The sequence below is a fragment of the Enterobacter sp. genome, assembly GCF_977039595.1.
Genome location: NZ_CDRQYH010000015.1, coordinates 24,803 through 48,113 on the forward strand (window position 1 = coordinate 24,803; position 23,311 = coordinate 48,113).

The 23,311-nt window shown below is 57.6% G+C and carries 19 protein-coding genes; 14 read left to right on the forward strand and 5 right to left on the reverse strand.

Features of this window, described 5'->3' with window-relative positions:
• Positions 1 to 10: 10 nt before the first annotated feature.
• On the reverse strand, positions 11 to 886 hold the full coding sequence (locus tag ACWYRJ_RS07040) for a LysR family transcriptional regulator (protein WP_223578857.1): 876 nt from the start codon (positions 884 to 886) through the stop codon (positions 11 to 13).
• Positions 887 to 996: 110 nt separating this feature from the next.
• On the opposite strand from ACWYRJ_RS07040, the gene ACWYRJ_RS07045 reads away from it, so the two are divergent.
• The 12 genes from ACWYRJ_RS07045 (at position 997) to ACWYRJ_RS07100 (ending at position 14,971) form a co-directional block, all read left to right on the forward strand.
• Positions 997 to 1,848 carry a Vmh family MBL fold metallo-hydrolase gene (locus tag ACWYRJ_RS07045; protein WP_455507620.1) on the forward strand — a complete coding sequence of 284 codons (852 nt, stop codon included), beginning with the start codon at positions 997 to 999 and terminating at the stop codon, positions 1,846 to 1,848.
• A gap of 232 nt (positions 1,849 to 2,080) precedes the next feature.
• Positions 2,081 to 2,296: a biofilm-dependent modulation protein gene (bdm, locus tag ACWYRJ_RS07050; protein WP_013096534.1), complete on the forward strand. Its 216-nt coding sequence runs from the start codon at positions 2,081 to 2,083 to the stop codon at positions 2,294 to 2,296.
• Between the two features lie 95 nt (positions 2,297 to 2,391).
• A complete protein-coding gene (sra, locus tag ACWYRJ_RS07055) occupies positions 2,392 to 2,529 on the forward strand; it encodes a stationary-phase-induced ribosome-associated protein (RefSeq protein ID WP_008501714.1) in 138 nt (45 codons plus the stop codon).
• Positions 2,530 to 2,705: 176 nt separating this feature from the next.
• Positions 2,706 to 4,403: an NAD-dependent malic enzyme gene (locus tag ACWYRJ_RS07060; protein ID WP_023335794.1), complete on the forward strand. Its 1,698-nt coding sequence runs from the start codon at positions 2,706 to 2,708 to the stop codon at positions 4,401 to 4,403.
• A 382-nt stretch (positions 4,404 to 4,785) separates the two neighbouring features.
• Positions 4,786 to 6,498, forward strand: coding sequence for an ABC-F family ATP-binding cassette domain-containing protein (locus ACWYRJ_RS07065; protein ID WP_455507621.1), 1,713 nt, complete (start codon positions 4,786 to 4,788; stop codon positions 6,496 to 6,498).
• A 198-nt stretch (positions 6,499 to 6,696) separates the two neighbouring features.
• Positions 6,697 to 7,707 carry an alcohol dehydrogenase AdhP gene (gene adhP, locus ACWYRJ_RS07070; protein WP_115875167.1) on the forward strand — a complete coding sequence of 337 codons (1,011 nt, stop codon included), beginning with the start codon at positions 6,697 to 6,699 and terminating at the stop codon, positions 7,705 to 7,707.
• Between the two features lie 149 nt (positions 7,708 to 7,856).
• On the forward strand, positions 7,857 to 9,476 hold the full coding sequence (locus ACWYRJ_RS07075; RefSeq protein WP_111963618.1) for a TIGR04028 family ABC transporter substrate-binding protein: 1,620 nt from the start codon (positions 7,857 to 7,859) through the stop codon (positions 9,474 to 9,476).
• A 10-nt stretch (positions 9,477 to 9,486) separates the two neighbouring features.
• The gene (locus ACWYRJ_RS07080; protein ID WP_455507622.1) at positions 9,487 to 10,431 is read left to right on the forward strand and encodes an ABC transporter permease; all 945 of its coding nucleotides are present in this window, start codon (positions 9,487 to 9,489) and stop codon (positions 10,429 to 10,431) included.
• Positions 10,428 to 11,279, forward strand: a complete 852-nt coding sequence (locus tag ACWYRJ_RS07085) for an ABC transporter permease (RefSeq protein WP_149366965.1) — start codon at positions 10,428 to 10,430, stop codon at positions 11,277 to 11,279. The genes ACWYRJ_RS07080 and ACWYRJ_RS07085 overlap by 4 nt, the downstream gene beginning before the upstream one ends.
• Positions 11,276 to 12,883, forward strand: coding sequence for a dipeptide ABC transporter ATP-binding protein (locus ACWYRJ_RS07090; protein ID WP_455507623.1), 1,608 nt, complete (start codon positions 11,276 to 11,278; stop codon positions 12,881 to 12,883). The genes ACWYRJ_RS07085 and ACWYRJ_RS07090 overlap by 4 nt, the downstream gene beginning before the upstream one ends.
• Positions 12,880 to 13,869: a putative FMN-dependent luciferase-like monooxygenase gene (locus ACWYRJ_RS07095; RefSeq protein WP_455507624.1), complete on the forward strand. Its 990-nt coding sequence runs from the start codon at positions 12,880 to 12,882 to the stop codon at positions 13,867 to 13,869. The genes ACWYRJ_RS07090 and ACWYRJ_RS07095 overlap by 4 nt, the downstream gene beginning before the upstream one ends.
• A gap of 10 nt (positions 13,870 to 13,879) precedes the next feature.
• On the forward strand, positions 13,880 to 14,971 hold the full coding sequence (locus tag ACWYRJ_RS07100; protein WP_455507625.1) for an alkylhydroperoxidase domain protein: 1,092 nt from the start codon (positions 13,880 to 13,882) through the stop codon (positions 14,969 to 14,971).
• Between the two features lie 6 nt (positions 14,972 to 14,977).
• Here the strand turns inward: ACWYRJ_RS07100 and araJ are convergent, their stop codons facing one another.
• A complete protein-coding gene (araJ, locus tag ACWYRJ_RS07105) occupies positions 14,978 to 16,153 on the reverse strand; it encodes an MFS transporter AraJ (RefSeq protein ID WP_455507626.1) in 1,176 nt (391 codons plus the stop codon).
• Between the two features lie 165 nt (positions 16,154 to 16,318).
• Between araJ and ppk2 the strand changes: the two genes are divergently transcribed.
• Positions 16,319 to 17,137 (forward strand): polyphosphate kinase 2, encoded by an 819-nt coding sequence (gene ppk2, locus ACWYRJ_RS07110; protein ID WP_111963626.1) that lies wholly within the window; start codon positions 16,319 to 16,321, stop codon positions 17,135 to 17,137.
• Positions 17,138 to 17,195: 58 nt separating this feature from the next.
• Here ppk2 and fdnI read toward each other — a convergent pair whose 3' ends face one another.
• From fdnI to fdnG, 3 genes are read right to left on the reverse strand one after another with little or no spacing between them, the layout of a single operon-like run.
• A complete protein-coding gene (gene fdnI / locus ACWYRJ_RS07115) occupies positions 17,196 to 17,852 on the reverse strand; it encodes a formate dehydrogenase-N subunit gamma (RefSeq protein WP_455507627.1) in 657 nt (218 codons plus the stop codon).
• On the reverse strand, positions 17,845 to 18,729 hold the full coding sequence (gene fdxH, locus ACWYRJ_RS07120; protein ID WP_111963628.1) for a formate dehydrogenase subunit beta: 885 nt from the start codon (positions 18,727 to 18,729) through the stop codon (positions 17,845 to 17,847). The genes fdnI and fdxH overlap by 8 nt, the downstream gene beginning before the upstream one ends.
• A gap of 11 nt (positions 18,730 to 18,740) precedes the next feature.
• Positions 18,741 to 21,788, reverse strand: coding sequence for a formate dehydrogenase-N subunit alpha (gene fdnG, locus ACWYRJ_RS07125; protein WP_455507628.1), 3,048 nt, complete (start codon positions 21,786 to 21,788; stop codon positions 18,741 to 18,743).
• 221 nt (positions 21,789 to 22,009) lie between these two features.
• On the opposite strand from fdnG, the gene yddG reads away from it, so the two are divergent.
• On the forward strand, positions 22,010 to 22,888 hold the full coding sequence (gene yddG, locus ACWYRJ_RS07130; RefSeq protein WP_455507629.1) for an aromatic amino acid DMT transporter YddG: 879 nt from the start codon (positions 22,010 to 22,012) through the stop codon (positions 22,886 to 22,888).
• Positions 22,889 to 23,311: the final 423 nt, after the last annotated feature.

Consider the following 23,311-nt stretch of genomic DNA (forward strand, 5'->3'; position numbering starts at 1 on the left):
AACCCTGCTCTTAAGCCAGGTAGCGGGCCAGTTCGTCGAGGAACACGCGCAGCGCGGCAGGCTGGTATTCCCGTGACTGATAAATGCCATGGATGGCAAGCGGTTTCGGCTCCAGAGCCTCCAGTACCGACACCAGCAATCCCTGATCCAGCGCGGCACGCGCCTCGCGCTCCGGCAGCATGGCAATACCACAGTGCTTGATAGCCGCGTCCATCAACAGCGAAGAGATGCTGGCGCTCAGGTTGCCGCTGACTGCCACGCTCAGGCTTTCTCCTTCCGGCGTCAGGAAGTGCCAGGACTGCCCGGCAAAAAAGCTGTAATGCAGGCAGTTATGCCGGGCTAATTCTTCGGGGCTGACGGGGATACCGTGTTGTGTCAGATACTCCGGCGAGGCGCAAAGCACCGAGCGGCACTCCCCCAGCCGGCGGGCAATCATGCCGGGTTCAGGGTTATCGGTAATACGTACGGCGACATCAATGCGCTCTCCCACCAGGCTAACCGGGTGGTTATTCACGTCCAGCTCGATGCGCAGCTGCGGGTAGCGCGCGAGCAGACCGGGCAGCACCGGCGCAATCAGATGCATGGCGGTAAAGTGCGCGCATGCCACCCGCAGGGTGCCGGACGGCAGATCTTTTTCAGACTGGCCTTCAATTTCCTGAGAGATCTGCGAGAGGGTCCGCGTTTTTTGCAGCACCTTTTCGCCTGCTGCGGTCAGCGTCAGCTTGCGCGTGGAGCGGTTTACCAGCCGCGTGCCCGCCCACTTCTCCATTTGTTCAAGGTACCGGCTGACCATCGGTCGGGAAATACCCAGCGCGCGGGCTGCAGCGCTCAAACTCCCCAGCTCGCATATCCGGTTGTAAACCTGAGCGGCAATAACGCGATCCATATAAGCTCCATTTGCTCGATTTATGAAACTAAGCATGTCTTGTTTCAGGAATTCTGGCAAATGCGAATTTCCGTACAATAGAGACATTCCTGAACAACAGAGACAACAGCATGAAATTAACTCACCTTGCCCTGCTTTCCACCCTTTTCACACCCGCTGTTTTTGCCGCGCCGTTGACCATTGACACCTATAACCCGCAGGAGAAAGACATTTTCGCTGTCTCCTCCACCCTGGTTTCCGGCCCGAAAGAAGCCGTACTGTTTGACGCGCAGTTCAGCGTGAAGGATGGCGAAGCGCTGGTAGAGAAAATTCGCCGCAGCGGTAAAACCCTGAATAAGATTGTGATCACCTCCGGCGATCCGGATTTCTATTTTGGCCTGCAGCCGCTGGTTAAAGCCTTCCCGAACGCCAAAGTCGTGGCCACGCAGCACGTGGTTGACCACATCAAGGCCACCAAAGACGCCAAGCTCGCCTTCTGGGGTCCACAAATGAAAGACGGCGCACCGACCGAGCTGGTCGTCCCACAGGTGCTCGCCTCCACCACGTTTATGGTTGACGGTGAGAAGATCGACATCGAACAGCCTGACAGCTACGCGGCCTATGTGTGGATCCCGTCAGCGAAAACCATCCTCGGCGGCACCGGGGTAGCCTGGGGCATTCACGTCTGGACGGCAGACACCCAGACGGCGGAAAGCCGTAAGCAGTGGCAGGAAACGCTGGTGAACATGGCAGCGCATAAACCCGAGCGCGTGATTCCGGGTCACTATCTGGGTACCCCGCCAGCCGGGACAGGGGCGATTGATTTTACCCGCGACTATCTGCAGCATTTTGAACAGGCGTTATCGGCACATAAAGATTCTGCGGGCGTCATCAGCACCCTGAAAAAACAGTATCCAAACCTGGCCGAAGAGAGCTCGCTGGAATTAAGCGCTAAGGTGAATACCGGCGAAATGAAGTGGTAATTTAAATTCTGCTCCTGCTATATTTTCGTGATAGCAGGAGCACCGTTATAATATCCTCTCAACAGCACTTCGATTAACCCCCACATTTCAAAAGCGCATAAAAGCATGCACTTATGTCATTTTTATTTCTAAGATGAATCTGAACCACAACCGGGAAAATATTTGCCATTCTGTTTATGAATTAAATTTTTTGCGAGCCGTACCATTAAACAGAAAACGACACGGAGGCAGCATGTTTACTTATTACCCGGCTAATACCGCAGCAGCACAACCTGAACTCGTTAACGCGATTGCGCAGGGTCTTCACGCCGAGCACGGTGCTGTGACTGAAGATGACATTTTGATGGAACTGACCAAGTGGGTGGAATCCACAGATAATGACATCCTCAGTGACATCTACCAGCAGACCATTAACTACGTCGTCAGCGGGCAAAACGCACCCTTGTAAAAACCTGCTAAGCTGGATCTGCAACCTAAGGGGTTACATTTCGTTTGCGTCAGCAAACTGGTCCTTAAAACTATCAACAGGATTGAGGAGTTAACATGAAATCGAACCGTCAGGCACGCCATATTCTGGGACTGAACTACAAGCTTTCGAATCAGCGTAAAGTGGTGATTGAAGGCGACCACGAAACGCAAGTCACGCACGCCACCGGCAGAAAACGCCACGCCGGCAAGTAAGTTCCAGACTGAGATCCAGAACACCATCGGTAATCCCGGTGGTGTTTTTGTTTATGTGTTGCGGTAATTAATATTTAGCTCCTTTATAATACCGTCGGACCGCACCCCATCGCACAGGCCAGAAAGATGACAAACAGCAGTGTCAGGGACGGATCTTCATAAAAAGAGTGAGTGACATGGACAACAAACTGAAAAAACATCGTTCCTTATACATCCCATACGCCGGACCGGTTTTACTCGAATTCCCCCTGCTCAACAAAGGCAGCGCCTTCAGTATGGAAGAGCGCAGCAGCTTTAACCTGCTGGGTTTACTGCCAGAAGTGGTTGAAACCATCGAAGAACAGGCAGAGCGCGCGTGGATCCAGTACCAGGGTTTCAAAACTGAAATCGACAAACACATTTACCTGCGCAACATTCAGGACACCAACGAAACCCTCTTCTATCGCCTGGTGCAGAACCATCTCGAAGAGATGATGCCGGTGATCTACACCCCTACGGTGGGTGCGGCCTGCGAGCGCTTCTCAGAGATCTACCGTCGCTCCCGCGGGGTATTCATCTCCTATCAGAACCGTCACAACATGGACGATATTCTGCAGAACGTGCCGAACCACAATATCAAAGTCATTGTGGTGACCGACGGCGAACGTATTCTCGGCCTCGGCGACCAGGGCATTGGCGGGATGGGGATCCCAATCGGTAAACTCTCTCTCTATACTGCCTGCGGCGGCATCAGCCCGGCTTATACCCTGCCGGTCGTGCTGGACGTCGGCACCAACAACCAGCAGTTGCTAAACGACCCGCTCTATATGGGCTGGCGCCATCCGCGTATTACCGACGACGAGTACTATCAGTTTGTCGACGACTTCATCCAGGCAGTGAAGCACCGCTGGCCGGACGTTCTGCTGCAGTTTGAAGACTTCGCGCAGAAAAACGCGATGCCGCTGCTGAACCGCTATCGCGATGAGATCTGCTCCTTTAACGACGATATCCAGGGCACCGCAGCCGTGACGGTGGGTACGCTTATCGCCGCCAGCCGCGCAGCCGGCAGCCAGCTGAGCTACCAGAAAATCGTCTTCCTGGGCGCAGGCTCTGCGGGCTGCGGTATTGCCGAGCAGATTATCGCCCAGACGCAGCGCGAAGGCTTAAGCGAAGAGCTGGCCCGCTCCCGCGTCTTTATGGTTGACCGTTTCGGCCTGCTGACCGACGGCATGCCGAACCTGCTGCCGTTCCAGACGAAGCTGGTGCAGAAACGCGAAAACCTGAAAAACTGGGATACCGACAACGAAGTCCTTTCCCTGCTGGACGTGGTGCGCAACGTGAAGCCGGATATTCTGATCGGCGTTTCCGGGCAAACCGGTCTCTTCACCGAAGAGATTATTCGCGAGATGCACAAGCACTGCGAGCGCCCTATCGTGATGCCACTTTCCAACCCGACCTCCCGCGTGGAAGCAACGCCGCAGGACATCATTGCCTGGACCGAAGGTAACGCGCTGGTTGCGACCGGCAGTCCGTTCGACCCGGTGGTGTGGAAGGATAAAACCTATCCGATTGCGCAGTGCAACAACTCCTATATCTTCCCGGGCATTGGACTGGGCGTCATCGCCTCCGGCGCGTCCCGCATTACCGATGAGATGCTGATGTCGGCGAGCGAAACCCTCGCGGGCTACTCTCCGCTGGTCAACAACGGTGAAGGGCTGGTGCTGCCGGAGCTGAAGGACATACATAAGGTGTCGCGTGCAATCGCCTTCGCGGTAGGTAAAATGGCGCAGCAGCAGGGCGTGGCGGTGAAAACCTCTGCTGACGCGCTGCAGCAGGCCATCGACGACAACTTCTGGAAGCCTGAATACCGCAGCTATCGCCGTACGTCGATTTAATCCGCTCCGCCCGGTGGCGCTTCGCTTACCGGGCCTACGGGCCGGGTGTTTTCCCTCTCCCTGTGGGAGAGGGTCAGGGTGAGGGCAACAGACCGCACCATCGAATACCCACTAGCCAAACCACTTTTCCCCCGCTACACTCCATTCATCCATTAACCCACTGAATATATAAGGAGGCCAATTATGCTGTATCGTGAAATTTTCAATGTTTCACATACATTTGGTGATCGCACCAGCTCAAGCGTTATCGGTATCGTGCTGCGATAACTTCTGCTTGAGCGAAGACACCAACCCCTGAAATCCCTTCTCTCGGGCTTACTGAGTTATCGTCAGCGATGTTTGACGAGGCATAAACATGCCTGTAACTCTTGGGTAAGCAACAATGAGCACTTTACTCACTGCACAATCTTTACGCGTTGATACGGCGTTTGGCACGCTCTTCGACTCACTCTCCTTTACGCTGAAAAAAGGCGACCGCATTGGTCTGCTGGGCGACAACGGCTGCGGTAAAAGTACGCTGCTGAAGGTGCTGGACGGCACGGACTCCCCTGCGGCCGGAACGGTAGCGTTGGCCGGGCACTGCCTTATGGCGCGCGTGGAGCAACATCTCCCGGACGCTATTTTTCCGCTGACCATGCTGGATGCAGTCCTGGCCCAGTTGCCCTCAACTGAACGGGACAGCCTGCGCTGGAAAGCCGAAACGCTGCTGGCAGGCATGGGCTTTACGCCGCAGGATATGATGCTGCACTCCGCCACGCTGAGCGGCGGACAGCACACCCGCCTGCTGCTGGCGCGGGCGTTGATTCACGAGCCAGACCTGCTTCTGCTCGATGAACCCAGCAACCACCTTGATTTGCCGACCATGCTCTGGCTGGAATATTTTCTACAGAACTGGTCGGGTAGCTTTGTGCTGGTCTCGCATGACAGACAGCTGCTGGATGCCGTCACCAACGGTAGCTGGATCCTGCGCGATAAAACGCTGCACTACTTTGCCCTTCCCTGTACGGCAGCACGCCAGGCTCTTGACGCCAAAGATGAAAGCGACGCGCAGCGCCACAAGGCGGAGCAAAAGGAGATCGACCGCGTAACCGCAAGCGCCAAACGTCTGGCGACCTGGGGCAAGGTTTACGACAACGAAGACCTGGCCCGCAAAGCCAAACAGATGGAAAAACAGGTCGAACGGCTCAAAGAGAGCCAGACCGCGCTCACGGCGGGCAGCCCGTGGACGTTAACTCTGCGCGGCGACGCGCTGCGGGCGGACCGTCTACTGGAGATGGAAAACCTCGGCGTCCCGCCCGCGCCTGGGCTACCGCCGCTGTTTAACATCGAAACGGCGCGGCTGAAAAGCGGCGATCGCGTGGCGATTGTTGGTCGTAACGGCTGCGGCAAATCGTCACTGATGAAGCTTATCTGGCGACATTTTACGGATGAACCGGCGGAAAGCGGGCTGAAAATCCATCCGCGCGTGTCGCCTGGCTACTACGACCAGACGCTTCATCAGCTTACAGACAACGCCACGCTTCTCGACGCGCTGGAGCCTTTCGCACCGGATCCGCAGAATCGCAAAATGGCCCTGATAAGCGCCGGGTTCCCGTGGTCCCGCCACGGGCAGAAAGTCAGCACGCTCAGCGGCGGCGAGCGTTCGCGCCTGCTGTTCGTGGGCCTGACGCTTGCCCGCTACAGCCTGCTGATGCTGGATGAGCCAACTAACCACCTTGACATGGAAGGCAAAGAGGCGCTGGCGCAAACCCTTCAGCAGTTTGAAGGCGGCGTTCTGCTGGTCAGCCATGACCGACAGTTAATTAGCCAAAGCTGCAACCGTTTCTGGCTGATTGAAGAGGAAAAGCTGAGCGAGTGGCACGATGCAGAAGCGGTCTTTGTGCGTCTGCGTGAAAGCGCGGGGCTGGTGACATCCACCGCACCTGCTATCACCGCTTCGGCGGTTCAATCCTCGCCGTATGACGATCTGCTCGAACGGTTGGTCGCACTGGAAACGCTGCTGGAAGACGATCTGGCGCGTAAGCCTAAGCATCAAAAGCCGCAGCTGCAGGCTCAATGGCGTAAAGAGATTAAGGAGATAGAAGCACAGCTGTAAGTCTGCGCCCGGCGAGTCTCTCTCGCCGGGCCAGTATTTTCCCCCTAAATTATTAGAGGAACGCCGTATTCTTATTCTGAAAATGGATTAAATAATGACATTATGTTGCCGTTGCCTTGCATTACAGCGCCAAACCACTAATCCTTGAGGAGTATTACACCTGCTATGCAGATACTCATCATGAACAAGGAGATACACATGAAGGCTGCTGTTGTCACTCAGGATCATCAGGTTAATGTCACCGAAAAAACCTTGCGCCCGCTAAAGCACGGGGAAGCTCTGCTGAAGATGGAGTGCTGTGGCGTATGCCATACCGACCTCCACGTGAAGAACGGTGATTTTGGCGATAAAACCGGGGTTATCCTGGGCCATGAAGGGATTGGTATCGTAAAAGAAGTCGGCCCAGGCGTGAAATCGCTGAAAGTCGGCGACCGCGCAAGCGTGGCCTGGTTCTTTGAAGGCTGCGGGCACTGCGAATATTGTAATACCGGCAACGAAACCCTGTGCCGTGACGTGAAAAACGCCGGTTACTCCGTTGACGGCGGCATGGCGGAAGAGTGCATCGTCACCGCGGATTACGCGGTAAAAGTGCCGGACGGTCTGGATTCGGCGGCGGCCAGCAGCATCACCTGCGCCGGGGTCACCACCTACAAAGCGGTGAAGGTGTCCGAAATCAAACCAGGCCAGTGGATTGCGATTTACGGTCTGGGCGGTCTGGGCAACCTCGCGCTGCAGTACGCCAAAAACGTCTTTAACGCCAAAGTCATCGCCCTTGACGTTAACGACGAACAGCTGAAGCTTGCGGCCAGCATGGGTGCGGATCTCACCATCAACTCCCGCAGCGAAGATGCCGCTAAAATTGTGCAGGAGAAAACCGGCGGCGCGCATGCTGCAGTCGTCACTGCCGTCGCAAAAGCCGCCTTCAACTCGGCGGTAGATGCCGTACGTGCCGGTGGCCGCGTGGTCGCGGTTGGCCTGCCGCCGGAAGCGATGAGCCTGGATATTCCGCGTCTGGTGCTGGACGGTATTCAGGTGGTGGGTTCGCTGGTTGGCACCCGTCAGGATCTGCAGGAAGCGTTCCAGTTCGCCGCTGAAGGCAAGGTCGTGCCGAAAGTCACGATGCGTCCTATCGAGGACATCAACGCCATCTTTAAAGAGATGGAACAGGGCCAGATCCGTGGCCGAATGGTGATTGACCTGCGTTCATAATCACCACCGTTCAATTACCGCTCCTGACAGGGGCGGTTTTTTTATAGCCATTTTCCGGCAATCCTTATCTTAATTCCTTTGTTCCCTTGTTTTCCCCCGCGCCCGATGATGAATCCGACGCTAACAAGAAGATAACAAAGGAATTCACCATGCAAACCCCATTTCGTCTGCCGCTGCTGACGGCGCTGATTCTGGCGACAACCGCAGCGTGGGCAGCAGATGCGCCCGTCAAAGGCGGCACGCTGATTTATCTGGAGCAACAGGCGCATACCAACCTTTACCCGCCTGCCGGCGGCTTCTACCCGAACGGCGGCATTCTGAACCAGATCACCGACAAACTGACGTGGCAGAACCCGAAAACGTTACAGGTGGAGCCCTGGGTAGCCGAAAGCTGGACCACCAACGCCGATAAAACCGAATACACCTTTAAGCTGCGTCCCGGCATCACCTTCTCCGACGGCACGCCGCTGGACGCCAACGCCGTAGCGAAGAACTTTGATACCTACGGCTTAGGCAACAAAGCGCAGCGTCTGCCGGTGTCAGAAGTGATCAATAACTACGATCGCAGCGAAGTGGTCGACCCGCTGACCGTGAAGTTCTACTTCAAAAAACCGTCGCCGGGGTTCCTGCAGGGCACCGCCACGATTGGCTCGGGCCTGGTTTCGCTCAGCACGCTGAAGCGCAACTTTGAAGAGCTTGGTGACGCCCGGCATATCATTGGCTCCGGCCCGTTTGTGGTGAAGGATGAGAAGCTGGGTCGCGAAGTGACGCTGGAAGCGCGTAAGGACTACCAGTGGGGACCGAAAAACCTGACGCAGCAGGGGCCGGCCAATCTGGACGGCATCAAGTTTATCGTGACCCAGGAAGACAGCGTGCGCGTCGGCGCCCTGCTGGCCGGTCAGGCCGACTTTATTCGCCAGGTACAGGCGTATGACGAAAAGCAGGCGACAGACCAGGGCTATAAAATCTACGCCGCCCCGACCCGCGGGGTGAACGACAGCATCAGCTTCCGCCCGGATAACCCGCTGGTCTCCGATATTCGCGTCCGCCAGGCGCTGCTGCATGCCACCAACGCAAAACAGGTGGTCGAGACCCTCTTCTCGGCCAACTATCCGCAGGCGAAGTCGGTGATTGCCGATTCCGCCGCCGGCTTTGTCGATCTCAGCGACAAATTGACCTTTGACCCGGCAAAAGCCAACCAGCTGCTGGACGAAGCGGGCTGGAAAGCGGGCAGCGACGGGATCCGCGCCAAAGACGGCCAGCGGCTGGCGCTGACGGTATATGAGTCATTGCCGCAGCCGCAAAATAAAGAGGTGCTGCAGCTGGTTGCCCAGCAGTGGCGCCAGGTGGGCGTGGCGCTGAGCGTGAAAGCCGGCGACGCTGGCAGCCGCACGCTGGATAACCTTGATCCGCTGAAAACCCCGTTAACCGTCTCCGAAGTGGGCCGCGCCGATCCTGACGTGGTGAAAAGCATGTTTTACCCCGCTAACCGCGACGCGCTGCTGCAAAAAGGCGGCTCCAGCGACAAGGTCAAAAGCTTCCGTGACGACAAGCTGAATGCGCTGCTGGTAAATATCTCCTCAGAGGTCGATCCGCAAAAACGCCTGCAGCTGACCGGCGATGCCCAGCGCTACCTGCTGGATAACGCCTACGTCATTCCAATTTTCGAGGAGCCGCAGGTCTTTGCCGGTGCGCCGTGGCTAAAAGGCGTCAATTTTGAAGCGGTTGGCCGCCCGTCGTTCTACGGCGCGTGGATTGAGAAACACTGAGGAGCTGACGATGCGCCACGCACTTCTTCAACGCTTTGGGCACGGGCTGCTGGTACTATGGGCCGCCTTTACCCTCTCGTTCGTGTTGCTCCAGGTGCTGCCGGGCGACGCGGTGCTGATTAAATTTCAGAACCCGGACCTGGGCTTAAGCCCGGCGCAAATTGAGGAGATGCGCGTGGCCTACGGCGCGGACAGCCCGCTGTGGCATCAATACGGCCATACGCTGCTGGCGATGCTGCGCGGTGATTTCGGCTATTCGTTACAGGCCGGGGTGCCGGTCAGCGAGCTGATTGCCAGCAATCTGCCGGATACCCTGAGCCTCGCCCTGCCCGCCTTTTTACTCGCGGTTCTGCTGGCGTTTGCGCTGGCCTTTGCGTCGCGTCTGCCGGGTCTGCGCTGGCTGAGCAATACCCTCCAGTCTCTGCCGGTCCTGTTTATCTCCTTACCCACGTTCTGGCTGGGGATTGCCCTCATCCAGCTCTTTTCTTTTCAGCTGCGGCTGATCCCGGTGATTAACCCGACGCCGCTGCAGGGGCTGATCCTGCCGATCGTGACCGTCGCGATCCCGATCTCCGCCCCGCTGGCACAAATCCTGATGCGCAGCCTCGACCAGGTGGCGACGCAGCCGTTTGTTGCCGTAGCCCGGGCCAAAGGGCTGAGTGAAACCGCCGTGCTGTGGCGTCACGTCACCGGCAATGCCCTGCTGCCTGTCCTGAACATTGCCGGGCTGCTGCTGGGCGAGCTGATTGCCGGGGCGCTGATCACGGAAACCGTTTTTGGCCGCAGCGGGCTCGGGCAGCTGACCCAGCAGGCGGTGAATAACCAGGATATTGCCGTACTTCAGGCGGTAGTGATGATTTCCGCCCTCGGCTTTGTCCTGATCAACCTGCTGGTGGACCTGCTTATGCCGCTGCTGGATCCCCGTCTGCAAACCGTTACCGGAGGTGCATCATGAGCCTGGTCGATTACGCTGCCGCCGCGCGAAAACGCGTTCCCGGCTGGCAGGGCGTCGCGTGGCAGCCCGGACTGTGGCTGGCATGGGCGGTAATTATCATTGCGATTTTCGCCGCCGTGGCGCCCGGCCTGTTAACCCACTACAGCCCGATTGAGGGCATCGCCGGAGCGCAACGTCTTGCGCCGCAGGCGGGACACTGGCTCGGCACCGATCAGCTTGGCCGCGATGTTTACACCCGTATTGTGTACGGTGCGTCCCACTCCCTGAGCGCGGCGCTAGCTGCCGTCACGATGGGGCTGGTGGTCGGCACAGGTCTGGGGGTCATAGCCGGAGCGTTCGCCGGACGCGTCGAGTCTTTCCTGATGCGTTTTGTCGACGTGCTGTTGTCCATTCCGTCACTGCTGCTCTCCCTGACGGTTATTATTCTGCTCGGGTTTGGCACCGTTAACGCCGCCATTGCCGTCGGCGTGGCCTCTATTGCCAGCTTCGCCCGCCTCGCGCGCGGTGAAGTGGTGCGCATCCGCCATACGGATTACGTCGAAGCGGCGTTTGGCAGCGGCGGGACGTTTTTCGCCGTGCTGTGGCGACACATCCTGCCCAACGCGTTAACCGCCGTTCTTGCCTTTGCCACGCTGCAGTTTGGTCAGGCTATCCTGGCCCTTTCAACGCTGAGCTTTCTCGGCTACGGCACCCCGCCGCCCGTGCCGGAATGGGGCTTATTGATCGCCGAAGGCCGTAACTATCTCTCTACCGCCTGGTGGTTAACCACCTTCCCCGGCGTGGTCGTCATCGCCGTCGTGCTTGCCACCAACCGTATCAGCCAGCAGTTCAGCGGAGGCCTGAAATGACCGTACTCTCGGTAGAAAACCTGACCATCAGCTACCGTACCGCGCGCCAGTGGCGCGAGGTGGTGCATAACGTCAGCTTTACCCTCAGGCGAGGGGAAATGCTGGCGTTTGTCGGCGAATCCGGATCCGGCAAAACGACCACGGCACAGGCGATTATTGGCCTGCTGGCGGATAACGCCCGTCGCGATGCGGGGAAAATCGTGCTCAACGGCGAGGAGATTAGCCGGTGGTCAGCGAAGCGTCTCGATACCCTGCGCGGGGCGCGAATCAGCCTGGTTCCGCAGGATCCGGGTAATTCACTCAACCCGGTAAAGACGATCGGTGGTCAGGTCGGGGAAATTATTCAGCTGCACCAGAAGGTAACTCGCGCCAAGCGCGACGAGCTGGTGCTTGCCCTGCTGACAAAGGTCGGCCTGAGCCACCCCGAACAGCGCATGAAGCAGTATCCGCACCAGCTCTCCGGCGGAATGAAACAGCGCGTGTTGATTGCCATCGCGATAGCGCTGCGTCCGGACGTCATCATTGCCGATGAGCCCACCAGCGCGCTGGACGTGACGGTGCAAAAACGCATTCTCGATCTGCTGGATATCCTGCGCCGGGAATCGGGTACTGCCGTTCTGTTTGTCACCCACGATCTGGCGCTGGCCGCCCAGCGCGCGGACAGGCTGCTGGTTTTTCGCAATGGTGAGGTTCAGGAGCACGGCGACACCGCCGACATCGTTCGCACGCCGCAGCACGCCTACACCCGCCAGCTGCTGAGCGATCTCCAGGGCCAGCGCCTGACCATCGCCCCAGTAGCTGGCCTGCCGCTCGCGTCACCGGCCATTCGCGCCCGCGCCATCAGCAAACGGTTCTCGCTGGGTAAAGGTCATCAGCTGCAGGCGCTGGATCGGGTGACGTTTGACGTCAGGCGCGGCAGCACGCATGCGCTGGTCGGTGAATCCGGCTCCGGGAAAACCACCCTCGCCCGTATTTTGCTGGGTTTTGAACAGGCGGACAGCGGACAGGTCATTATTGATGATATTGATGCCACCGCGCTCAGCCGCGAGGCCCGTCGTCAGCTGCGCCAGAAGATCCAGTTTGTTTACCAGAACCCGTTCGCCTCTCTCGACCCGCGTCAGACGCTGCTTGACATCATCGAAGAGCCCCTGAAGAACTTTTCCCGCCTCGCGAAGGCTGAGCGAAAGGTGCTAGTGGAAACCGTGGCGCAGCGGGTTGCGCTGCCCGTCGAACTCCTGACCCGCACCGCCAGGGAGCTATCAGGCGGTCAGCGCCAGCGCGTGGCCATCGCCCGGGCGCTGATTCTGGAGCCGACTATTCTGGTGCTGGACGAAGCCACCTCCGCGCTGGACGTCACCGTGCAGGCGCAGATCCTGGCACTGCTTCAGCAGTTACAGCAGCAGCTGGGATTAACCTACCTGTTCATCACGCACGATCTCTCCACCGTTCGCCGGATCGCCCACAGCGTCACGGTGCTGCGCAGCGGTCAGGTGGTCGAACAGGGCGACGTCGAAACCTTATTCACGTCGCCACAGAACGACTATACCCGCGAGCTGATTGCTGCCATTCCCCATTTTTCACCCGCTACGGAGGAGTTCGCATGACGCGAAAACGCCTGGGATTTTTCACCCGCCTGCTTGACGACGCCACGCCGAAGGAGCGCTATCGTCTGGCAACCGAACAGATCCGCCACGCCGAACGCCACGGTTTTGACAGCGCCTGGATTGCTCAGCACCACTTCCATGAAAGTGAAGGCGGCCTGCCGTCGCCGCTGCTATTTCTGGCACACGTAGCCGCACATACCGAAACCATTCGACTCGGCACGGCCATCATTACGCTGCCGATGGAAAACCCGCTGCGCGTCGCAGAAGATGCCGCGGTGCTGGATTTACTCGCCGATGGACGTCTCGAAGTCGGTTTTGGTTCGGGCGGCACGCCGACCTCTTTCCTGCCGTTCGGACTGACGTTCGAACAGCGCGGCGCGGCCTTTGCTGACCATCTACATGTGATCCAGAGCGCCTGGCGCGGGGATTCGCTCACCCATCCGGATAACCACCTGTACCCGCCAGCGCCACAGCTGGCTGACCGGATCTGGATTGCCACCTTTTCCGTCGACGGTGCCGTTCGCGCCGCGCGGGCCGGACACGGTTTGATGCTCTCCCGCACGCAGCCGCGCCCGGCAGACCAGTTGGATTTAACGCTCGACGCGATCCAGAACCCGATTGTGGATGCCTACCTTGAGGCGCTGCCTGCGGGCATCGCACCGCGCATTCTGGCTTCCCGTACCGCGTTCGTCGCCGACAGCGATGACTATGCGCTGAAGGTTGCGACGCCGGGCCTCACGAAACAGGCAAAGCAGCATCGCGCTGCCGGACACGCGGTTAAAGGTGACACCGTCACAGATTTTCGTCACCAGTTCGACGCCCACATCGGTTCGCCCGAGACGGTGCTGCGTTCGCTGCAGGCCGATTCCGTTCTCCGGCGCGCCACGGACATCTCATTCCAGGTCCATTCGGTCGAGCCCACCCATCGCGACACGCTGCGCTCTATCGAACTGATCGCCGAACATATTGCCCCCCACATCCTTTGAGGAGACACCTATGTCATTAAGTCACGACATTCTCGCCGAGCTGGCGGAAATTAAACCCGGTTCCCCTCTGGCAGAGGCGCGCGCCACGCGGGACGCCGCCACGAGACACGCGCAGGGCAGCTACGAAATCTTATTTACCCAGCAGGACAGCGATTTTGCGCTGGACGAACGCTTCGCCGTCGCGGCAAAAGTCGCGAGGTGGCACAACGCGGAGGCGCTGGCCGCGCACTATGCGGGGTTTGGCCTGGCAGACCCAACCTCCGACCGTCTGACCCCGGCGCTGAACTTCGCGCGCCTGCTGACCTTCTCCCCCGTCGAAGCCACGCCCGCATCGTTAAAGGCGCTGTCCCAGGCGGGATGGAGCAAAGAAGGTATCGTGACCCTGGCGCAGCTGATCGCCTTTGTCAGCTTCCAGAGCCGACTGATTGCCGGGCTGCGGCTGCTGAACGACAGGCCAGTCGCCACAAGCGATGCCCCGGTGGCGGCAGGCGTCTGGCACACGACCGCAACCACGGCCACCGGCAAGGCGGCTCCCGTCGCCTTCACCCAGCAGGAACTGGGCTGGGAACCGTGGATCGCCGCCAAACTGCTGGCGGATTTTCGTGATGACGAGGTTGCGATCCTGGCGAAGTTTGGCCACACCGATTCCGACTATTTCCGCCTGCTGGGCCGCAACCTGCCGGTGCTTGAACAGCGCACGCTAACGGATAAAGGGATTTTTTATACGCCGGGGGGATTGCCGCGCGCCGAGCGCGAGCTGGCCGCAACGGTCGCCAGTAAAATTAACGGCTGCATCTACTGCGCATCTGTCCATGCGCGGAAAGCGAGCCAACTGTCAAAGGATGACGCTGCGGTAGAGGCCCTGCTGGCCGTGCGTCCAGGACAATCCCTGAGCGAGGGACAATCTGCGCGCTGGCAGGCGGAGATAAATTTTGCGGCGGCGCTATCGGTTACTCCGCCTGCCGCCACGCCGCTGCACCTTGCCGCGCTTGAAAAAGAGGGGCTGGACACCTTAGCCCAGCTTGACCTGGTGCAGTCCGCCGCGTTCTTCGCCTGGGCGAACCGACTGATGCTGACTCTGGGTGAGCCCTGGCTTGCCTGAATTCGATCAGGCTAGCGCGCGAGCGTTAGCCTGAGCCCGTCTGGCCCGCAGGTAACCGTAGATCAACAGCGCGCTCATGGCCGAGAACGAGAGTATCGCCGCAGGCAGCGTGACGCAGCGCCAGCTAAAGCCGAGGGTAATCATCATCCCGCCAAAATATGCCCCGATCGCGCTGCCGAGATTAAACGCCATCTGCCCGCCCGCAGCACCCAGCATCTCACCGCCCTTCGCATTTTGCAGAAGCAGAATTTGTAGCGGCGCAGAGAGCGCAAACAGCCCGGCACAGCAGATAAAACCCATGACCAGCGAGGCCGTTTTCAATTCGCCACAGGCGAAAAGCAACAGAAGCGAGGCGACAATCACCATGTCGGTGGTCGCCGCAATGCGCAGCGGGCTAAAGCGTCCCGAGAGCTTGCCGCTCAGCAAATTGCCCAACACCATGCCAAGCCCCATTAGCATCATGATGGCCGTCATCACCCCTTCTGAAAAACCGGAGACGTTGACCATAAACGGCTTAACGAAGCTGAACCACGCGAACACACCGGCATTGCCAAACATGGTGGCGGCAAAAATCAGCCAGGGTTCTGGCTTTTTCAGAAAGTGGAACTGCTCGGTTAATTTAATTTCCGATGTGTCGCGGATGTTCGGCACCCAGATCAGCACCGAGAGGATCACCAGCGCATCGAACAGGGCTATCAGGAAAAAGGTATAACGCCAGCTGAACTGATGCCCCAGCCAGGTGCCGAGCGGCACACCCACCAGGTTGGCGACGGTCATTCCGGCGATCATCCCGGCCACCGCGACCGTCACCTTACCCGGCGGCGCGATTTTAGACAGAATAATCGCCCCGACGCCGAAAATGGCGCCGTGCGGGAAACCGGAAATCAGGCGCCCGGTCGCCAGCCAGAAATATGACGTAGAAAACGTAAACAGAGCGTTCCCAACCGCGCACATCGCAACCAGAAACAGCAGCGTAGTTTTTAAGGAGAACCTGCCTGAGAAAAGCGCCACAATCGGGGCGCCAATCACCACGCCGAAGGCGTAAAACGAGATCATATTCCCGGCGGAGGGAATCGAAATACCGGTGTCATGCGCCAGCTCGGTTAACACGCCCATAATGCCAAATTCGGCCATGCCCAGGCCAAATGTGCCAAGCGCCAGCGAAAATATTGTCTTTTTCATGCCTCAACCACGGGTTAATCACTCGCAGCGGGCATTATTGAATAATCTTGTATGGTGAGCCAGTTCAAATCAGATGGCTGACAGGTTAATCCATTAATTCAGGTGGATTACACTTCATAGTGCGGCCTCGCTTTTTCCACGCCGGACAACCTGAGGATGACAATTATGGGAAGCAAAAAGAAAGCCCCTGTCGCTGTTGATGTCGTATCGAATGCACCGCTTAAGACCAAAGAGTATGAAAAAGAGCTCCGCCGCCTGCACGTCGAACTGGTTAAGCTCCAGCAGTGGGTCGTCGCCAAAGGGTTAAAAGTGTGTATTGTTTTTGAAGGACGCGATGGTGCAGGCAAAGGCGGCACCATTAAAGCGATCACCGAGCGCGTCAGCCCGCGCGTGTTTCGCGTTGTTGCGCTCCCTGCCCCGACGGAAAAGGAAAAAAGCCAGCTCTACTTCCAGCGCTATGTGCCGCATCTGCCTTCGGCTGGCGAAATCGTGATCTTCGATCGCAGCTGGTATAACCGCGCGGGCGTGGAACGGGTGATGGGGTTCTGCACGGAGGAACAGGCGGAGAAATTTTTGGACGGCGCGCCGGTTATGGAAAAAGCGATGGTCGATGCCGGAATTATCCTGCTGAAGTACTGGCTGGAGGTGACGCCGAAAGAGCAGGAGCGGCGCCTGCGCGACCGTATTAACGATGGTCGTAAAATCTGGAAGCTATCACCGATGGATATTAAATCCTTTAACCTGTGGGATGAGTATACCCTTGCGCGCGACGCCATGTTTGAAGCCACCGATACCGCCTGGGCGCCGTGGTTTGTGGCACGTTCAGAGGATAAAAAACGCGTGCGCCTGAATATTATTTCGCATCTGCTTTCGCAGATACCGTATAAAGAAATTCACGTCGACAAGGTGGATTTACCGAAGCGCAAAATCGGCAAAGTCAAACCCACAAAATACCCGTTCCGCTATGTGGAAGAGCGGTTCTGATTTGAAGAGTAGGCCCGCGCAAGCGCAGCGCCGCCGGGCAGAGCCGACGGCGCAGGTCTTACTTGATCCCTTCCGTACTTTCCTGTTTCGCTTCCAGCCGTTCCACGTCACGATACCAGCGCGGATGGTGTTTCTGCGCCCAGCGGCCGCTCACCTTCCCTTCAATCATCCCTTTAATCGATCCTTTCACCCAGAACGCCATATACATATGGATCAGGATGGCGTGAATCAGAATGATGGCCGACGTCGCGTGGATCAGCAGCGCGTAGCGAATCACCTGTATCGGGAAGTAGTGTGCAAAATACGGACGCCAGATAATCACCCCGGTCACCAGCAGCACAAAAATCATGCTCATGATGGTCCAGAACATCATCTTTTGCCCAGCATTGTATTTCCCCACCTTAGCCACTTTGTGCTCGTTGCCCTTCAGGACTTCGACGATCCCTTTCACCCACGGGATATCCTGCTTGTCCGGGATGTTATGATGGACGAAGCGCACGAACATAAACATCAGCACCACGAAAATCAGCACGCCGAAGAACGGGTGCAGAATGCGCCCCATCTGCGGCGTACCGAAGGTTTCGGTCAACCACTGCAGCGTCGGGAAGAAGAACGAAATTCCCGACACCGCCACCAGGAAGAAGCAGATAACTACCGTCCAGTGACAGGCGCGGTCGACAAACTTTGTGCGCACTATCATTTTCGACTTACTCATGATGCTCCTCCTCGTCGTCATCCACCTCTTTGTTTGGCCCGATACCGATGTAGTGATAAATCAGCCCAGCGAAGGTGGCGATAAAGCCCGCCGCGGAGAGAGGCTTGAGCGCCCCTTTCCACAGGTTAATGGAGGTATCGATCGCCGGATCCTTCGGCAGGTTGTGGTACAGCTCCGGCTGGTCGCTATGGTGCAGCACATACATCACGTGCGTGCCGCCCACGCCCTGCGGGTTGTAAATGCCCGCATTCTGATAACCACGTGCTTTCAGCTTGTCGACCCGCGCCTGCGCCACGTCCAGCATCTCTTTTTTGGTGCCGAAGTGGATTGCCCCGGTCGGACAGGTCTTCACACAGGCAGGCTCCTGCCCGACGCTGACGCGGTCCACGCACAGGGTACATTTGTATACCCGGTTATCCTCTTTATTGAGGCGCGGGACATTAAACGGACACCCCGCAATGCAGTACCCGCAGCCGATGCAGTTGTCCTGCTGGAAATCGACTATCCCGTTGGCGTACTGAATAATCGCGCCAGCAGACGGGCACGCCTTCAGGCAGCCCGGATCCTCGCAGTGCATGCAGCCGTCTTTGCGGATGAGCCACTCCAGCCTGCCGTTCTGGTCGGTTTCGCTAAAACGCATCACCGTCCAGGATTTAGCGCTCAGATCCGCCGGATTATCGTAGACCCCAACGCAGTGCCCCACCTCGTCGCGGATGTCGTTCCACTCCGAGCACGCCACCTGGCAGGCCTTACAGCCCACGCAGGAGGAGACGTCGATAAGCTTGGCGACCTCTGCCTTGTAGTCCCGCGCGCGGGGCGCGGGAGTTATCGGGTTGGTCGCGGAGCGTTTGATAACGTCTTGTGTTTCCATCGCCATTGAATCGCTCCTTACGCTTTCTCGATGTTGACCAGAAACGCCTTGTACTCCGGCGTTTGCGAGTTGGAATCCCCGACGTTTGGCGTCAGGGTATTGGCGATGTAGCCTTTCTGCGCAACGCCTTCAAAGCCCCAGTGAAGCGGGATACCGACGGTTTCCACCTGCTGACCATGCACGTTCAGCGACTGCAAACGACGGGTCACCACCGCCACCGCGCGAATAAAGCCGCGCTTGCTGCTCACCTTCACGCGATCGCCGTTGGCAATGCCTTTCGCCTTCGCCAGCGTCTCGCTTATCTCCACAAACTGTTCCGGCTGCGCGATAGCGTTAAGCCGCGCGTGCTTGGTCCAGGTATGGAAATGCTCGGTCAGGCGGTAGGTCGTTCCCACATACGGGAATTTGTCCTTTTTGCCCAGGCGCAGGACGTCGTCTTCGTAGATACGCACCACCGGGCTGGAGACCACGTTCGGGTGCAGTGGGTTCGTGCCCAGCGGCGTTTCCATCGGCTCGTAGTGCTCCGGGAACGGCCCTTCCGCCAGCTTGTTGAGAGCAAACAGACGTCCCAGCCCTTCCGGCTGCATAATAAACGGCCCGGTGCTGCTGCCCGGCGCGGCGGTGTTGTAGTCAGGGATATCGTTCCCCGTCCATTTCGCCCCGTTCCACTGGATCAGCATGCGTTTCGGATCCCACGGCTTGCCGTTAATATCCGCCGATGCACGGTTGTACAGCACGCGACGATTCAGCGGCCACGCCCATGCCCAGCCCAGGGTGTTGCCCAGCCCGGACGGGTCGGCGTTGTCGCGGTTGGCCATCTGGTTGCCCTGCTCCGTCCAGCTGCCGGTGTAGATCCAGCACGACGATGCCGTGGTGCCGTCATCGCGCAGCAGCGCAAAGCTGTTCAGCAGCTGGCCCTTTTTCGCCACCAGGTTGCCGCTCGGGTCATACAGATCCGCCAGCGCCACGCCGTTGTTCTCTTTGGCGACTTCCTCTGACTCAGGACGATCGGGCTGCTTGTAGCTCCAGCTCATCTTCAGCAGCGGCTCCGCGCCTTTACCGCCTTCGGTGCGGTACATCTCGCGCAGGCGGTGGTAAATCCCGGCGAGGATCTCGCCGTCGTTACGCGCTTCGCCAGGGGCATCCTGGCCTTTCCAGTGCCACTGCAGCCAGCGGCCGGAGTTGGCAATGGAGCCGTCCTCTTCCGCAAAGCAGGTGGACGGCAGGCGGAACACTTCGGTCTGAATCGACGCCGGATCGACATCGTTTGATTCCCCGTGGTTCTGCCAGAAGGTGGAGGTCTCGGTCACCAGCGGATCGATAACGACCATGTACTTCAGCTTGCTCAGGCTGCGAACGACTTTGTTTTTGTCCGGGAAAGAGGCTACCGGGTTAAAGCCCTGGCAGATATACCCCGTGACGTCGCCCTTATCCATCATGTTGAAATACTTGATGACGTCATAAGCCTGATCCCACTTCGGCAGCCATTCAAAGCCCCAGTCGTTCTCTTTCTGCGCCGCATCGCCGTAGAAGGATTTCATCAGGCTGACGTAGAACTTCGGATAGTTGCTCCAGTAGTTCACCTGGTCCGGCAGCGTCGCTTTTGGCGTATTGGCCTCAAGATACGTTTGCAGATCGGCCTGTTTTTCAGACGGCAGCGTCAGGTAGCCCGGGAGGCTGGTCGAGAGCAGGCCAAGGTCGGTTAAGCCCTGAATATTGGAGTGACCGCGAAGCGCGTTCACGCCGCCACCGGCCATCCCCATATTGCCGAGCAGCAGCTGGATCATCGCCATGGTGCGGATGTTCTGCGCGCCGACGGTGTGCTGCGTCCAGCCCAGCGCGTACAGAAACGTCGTGGTTCTGTCGGCGGCGCTGGTGGAGGCCAGTACCTCACACACCTTCAGGAAGTCCGCTTTCGGCGTGCCGCAGATGTTTTCCACGACGTCCGGCGTATAGCGGGAGACGTGCTGCTTTAGCAGGTTCCACACGCAGCGCGGATGCGTGAGCGTTTCATCGCGCATCGCGTAGCCGTTTTCATCGAATTGATAGTTCCAGGACGTTTTATCGTACTGGCGCTTTTCGGCGTCATAGCCGCTAAACAGCCCGTCATCGAAGGCAAAATCATCCCGCACCAGCAGGTTCGCGTTGGTGTAGTGCTTAACGTATTCCGCGTTGATTTTGTTGTTTTCGATCAGGTACAGCAGCACGCCGGACAAGAACGTAATGTCCGTGCCGGAGCGGATTGGCGCATAGATATCGGCCACCGATGCCGTACGCGTAAATCGCGGATCGACGACGATAAGCGTCGCATCGTTGTTGTTTTTCGCTTCCATCGCCCAGCGGAACCCCACCGGATGGGCTTCAGCGGCGTTACCGCCCATCACCATCACGACGTTAGCGTTTTTGATATCAACCCAGTGGTTGGTCATCGCACCGCGACCAAATGTTGGAGCAAGACTTGCTACCGTTGGTCCGTGTCAGACGCGCGCCTGGTTGTCTACCGCCAGCATGCCGAGCGAGCGCACAAACTTTTGCGTCAGCATGCCGGTTTCATTACTGGCCGCAGAGGCACACAGCATCCCGGTGGAAAGCCAGCGGTTGACCGTTACGCCCTGCGCGTTCTTTTCAATAAAGTTGGCATCGCGGTCGGCTTTCATTAACGCTGCTATACGGGAGAAGGCCTCATCCCAGGAGATACGCTGCCATTTATCAGAACCCGGCGCGCGGTATTCCGGGTAGCGCAGGCGGTTTTCGCTGTGAACGTAGTCCAGCAGCCCCGCCCCTTTCGGGCATAACGCCCCGCGGCTCACCGGATGATCCGGATCCCCTTCAATGTGGTAAATCGCTTCTCTGGCGTTCTTCGCACCATCGCCCAGGCTATACATTAAAAGCCCACAACCCACGGAGCAGTATGTGCAGGTGTTACGGATCTCTTTCGCGCGCAGCAGCTTATAGTTGCGTGCCTGAGCCAGCGCCATTTTGGGGGCAAATCCCAGCATGGCTGCCGTTGTTCCGGCCATACCGCCCGCGCAGATTTTAAAAAATTGTCTGCGGCTGACGTCCATTGTTGTCCTCGTTATCTGAAAACATTTCGCGCCGCAAACTAACAGCAAAGCCCCTGATTTTTTTGCGTCAAATCAAGGTCATCTGCCTTCCCCCCCTTAATAGTCACCCCCGGAACATTTCATTACCCCTTTTTGATTAACGGTTTAAGAGAATAATTCACGACAGCAACAGGCGTAATACGATACATTTTTCCTTTGATTTTTATTGCGATGACCAAGTAATGGACAGAAAGAGAGCAACGCTTATTGGGCTGGCGGCGATATTGTTATGGAGCACCATGGTCGGCCTTATTCGCAGCGTGAGTGAGGGACTGGGCCCGGTAGGCGGTGCAGCAATGATCTACACCCTCAGCGGATTACTGTGTCTGGTGACGGTAGGATTTCCTGATATCAGGCGGTTTTCACTCCGCTATCTTATTGCCGGCAGCGTTTTATTTGTCAGCTACGAAATATGTCTGGCGCTGTCGCTAGGCTATGCCGCGACGCGCGCTCAGGCGATTGAAGTCGGTATGGTGAATTACCTTTGGCCAAGCCTGACGATCGTATTTGCGATTTTGTTCAACGGGCAAAAGTCTACCCTGTGGGTGATCCCCGGCCTGGTCATTTCACTGCTGGGCGTCTGCTGGGTATTGGGCGGTGAAGAAGGATTACACCTTGAGGAAATAACCCGCAATGTTGTATCCAGCCCCCTGAGCTACACGCTGGCGTTCGCCGGGGCCTTTATCTGGGCTGCCTACTGCACGGTAACCAGCAAATTTGCGAAAGGACAAAACGGTATTACCCTGTTTGTTTTGCTGACCGCGCTGAGCCTGTGGGTGAAATATTTTCTGAGCGATCAGCCCGAGATGGTGTTCACGCTTCCGGTGGTGGTGAAGCTCGTCATGTGCGGGATCGCGCTTGGGTTTGGTTACGCCGCATGGAATATTGGCATTCTGCACGGGAACGTCACGGTTCTGGCTGCCGTATCCTATTTTACCCCCGTGCTCTCTGCCGCGCTTGCCGCCGCGGTGCTAAGCTCTCCCCTTTCATTCTCGTTCTGGCAAGGGGCGCTGATGGTCTGCGCCGGGTCGTTGCTCTGCTGGTACGCAACAAGACAATAGCGCCTCTCCAACGGCCGGGTTAATTTCAACCCGGCAACATAATTAACATAAATTTAAAATGTGATCGCACCTCAGAATATTTATCATAATAATAGAGCGTCTGTTTAAGTTCGGTTTATATTGAGCGCCTTCTGTAAAGCCACCTGAAGCGAGTTGACGTAAACTGACAACCCAGTGAAATTAGTCAGTAATAAACATTAACGCTCTGCATAGCATTACATGCAATAATTCAGCCCTGGCAGCTTTAATGGAATATACGAAATAGACGTTGAAAAATTAAATCAACCCATTGTTTTTAAGGAGAAACAGGCGATACCCCCTGCCAAACCATCGGAAATTGCGAAATATAACGCAATAGACTAAAACCATCAGAAATTATCTTAAAAGCAATAATCCCACTGACTAAATAACCATTAATCGTAT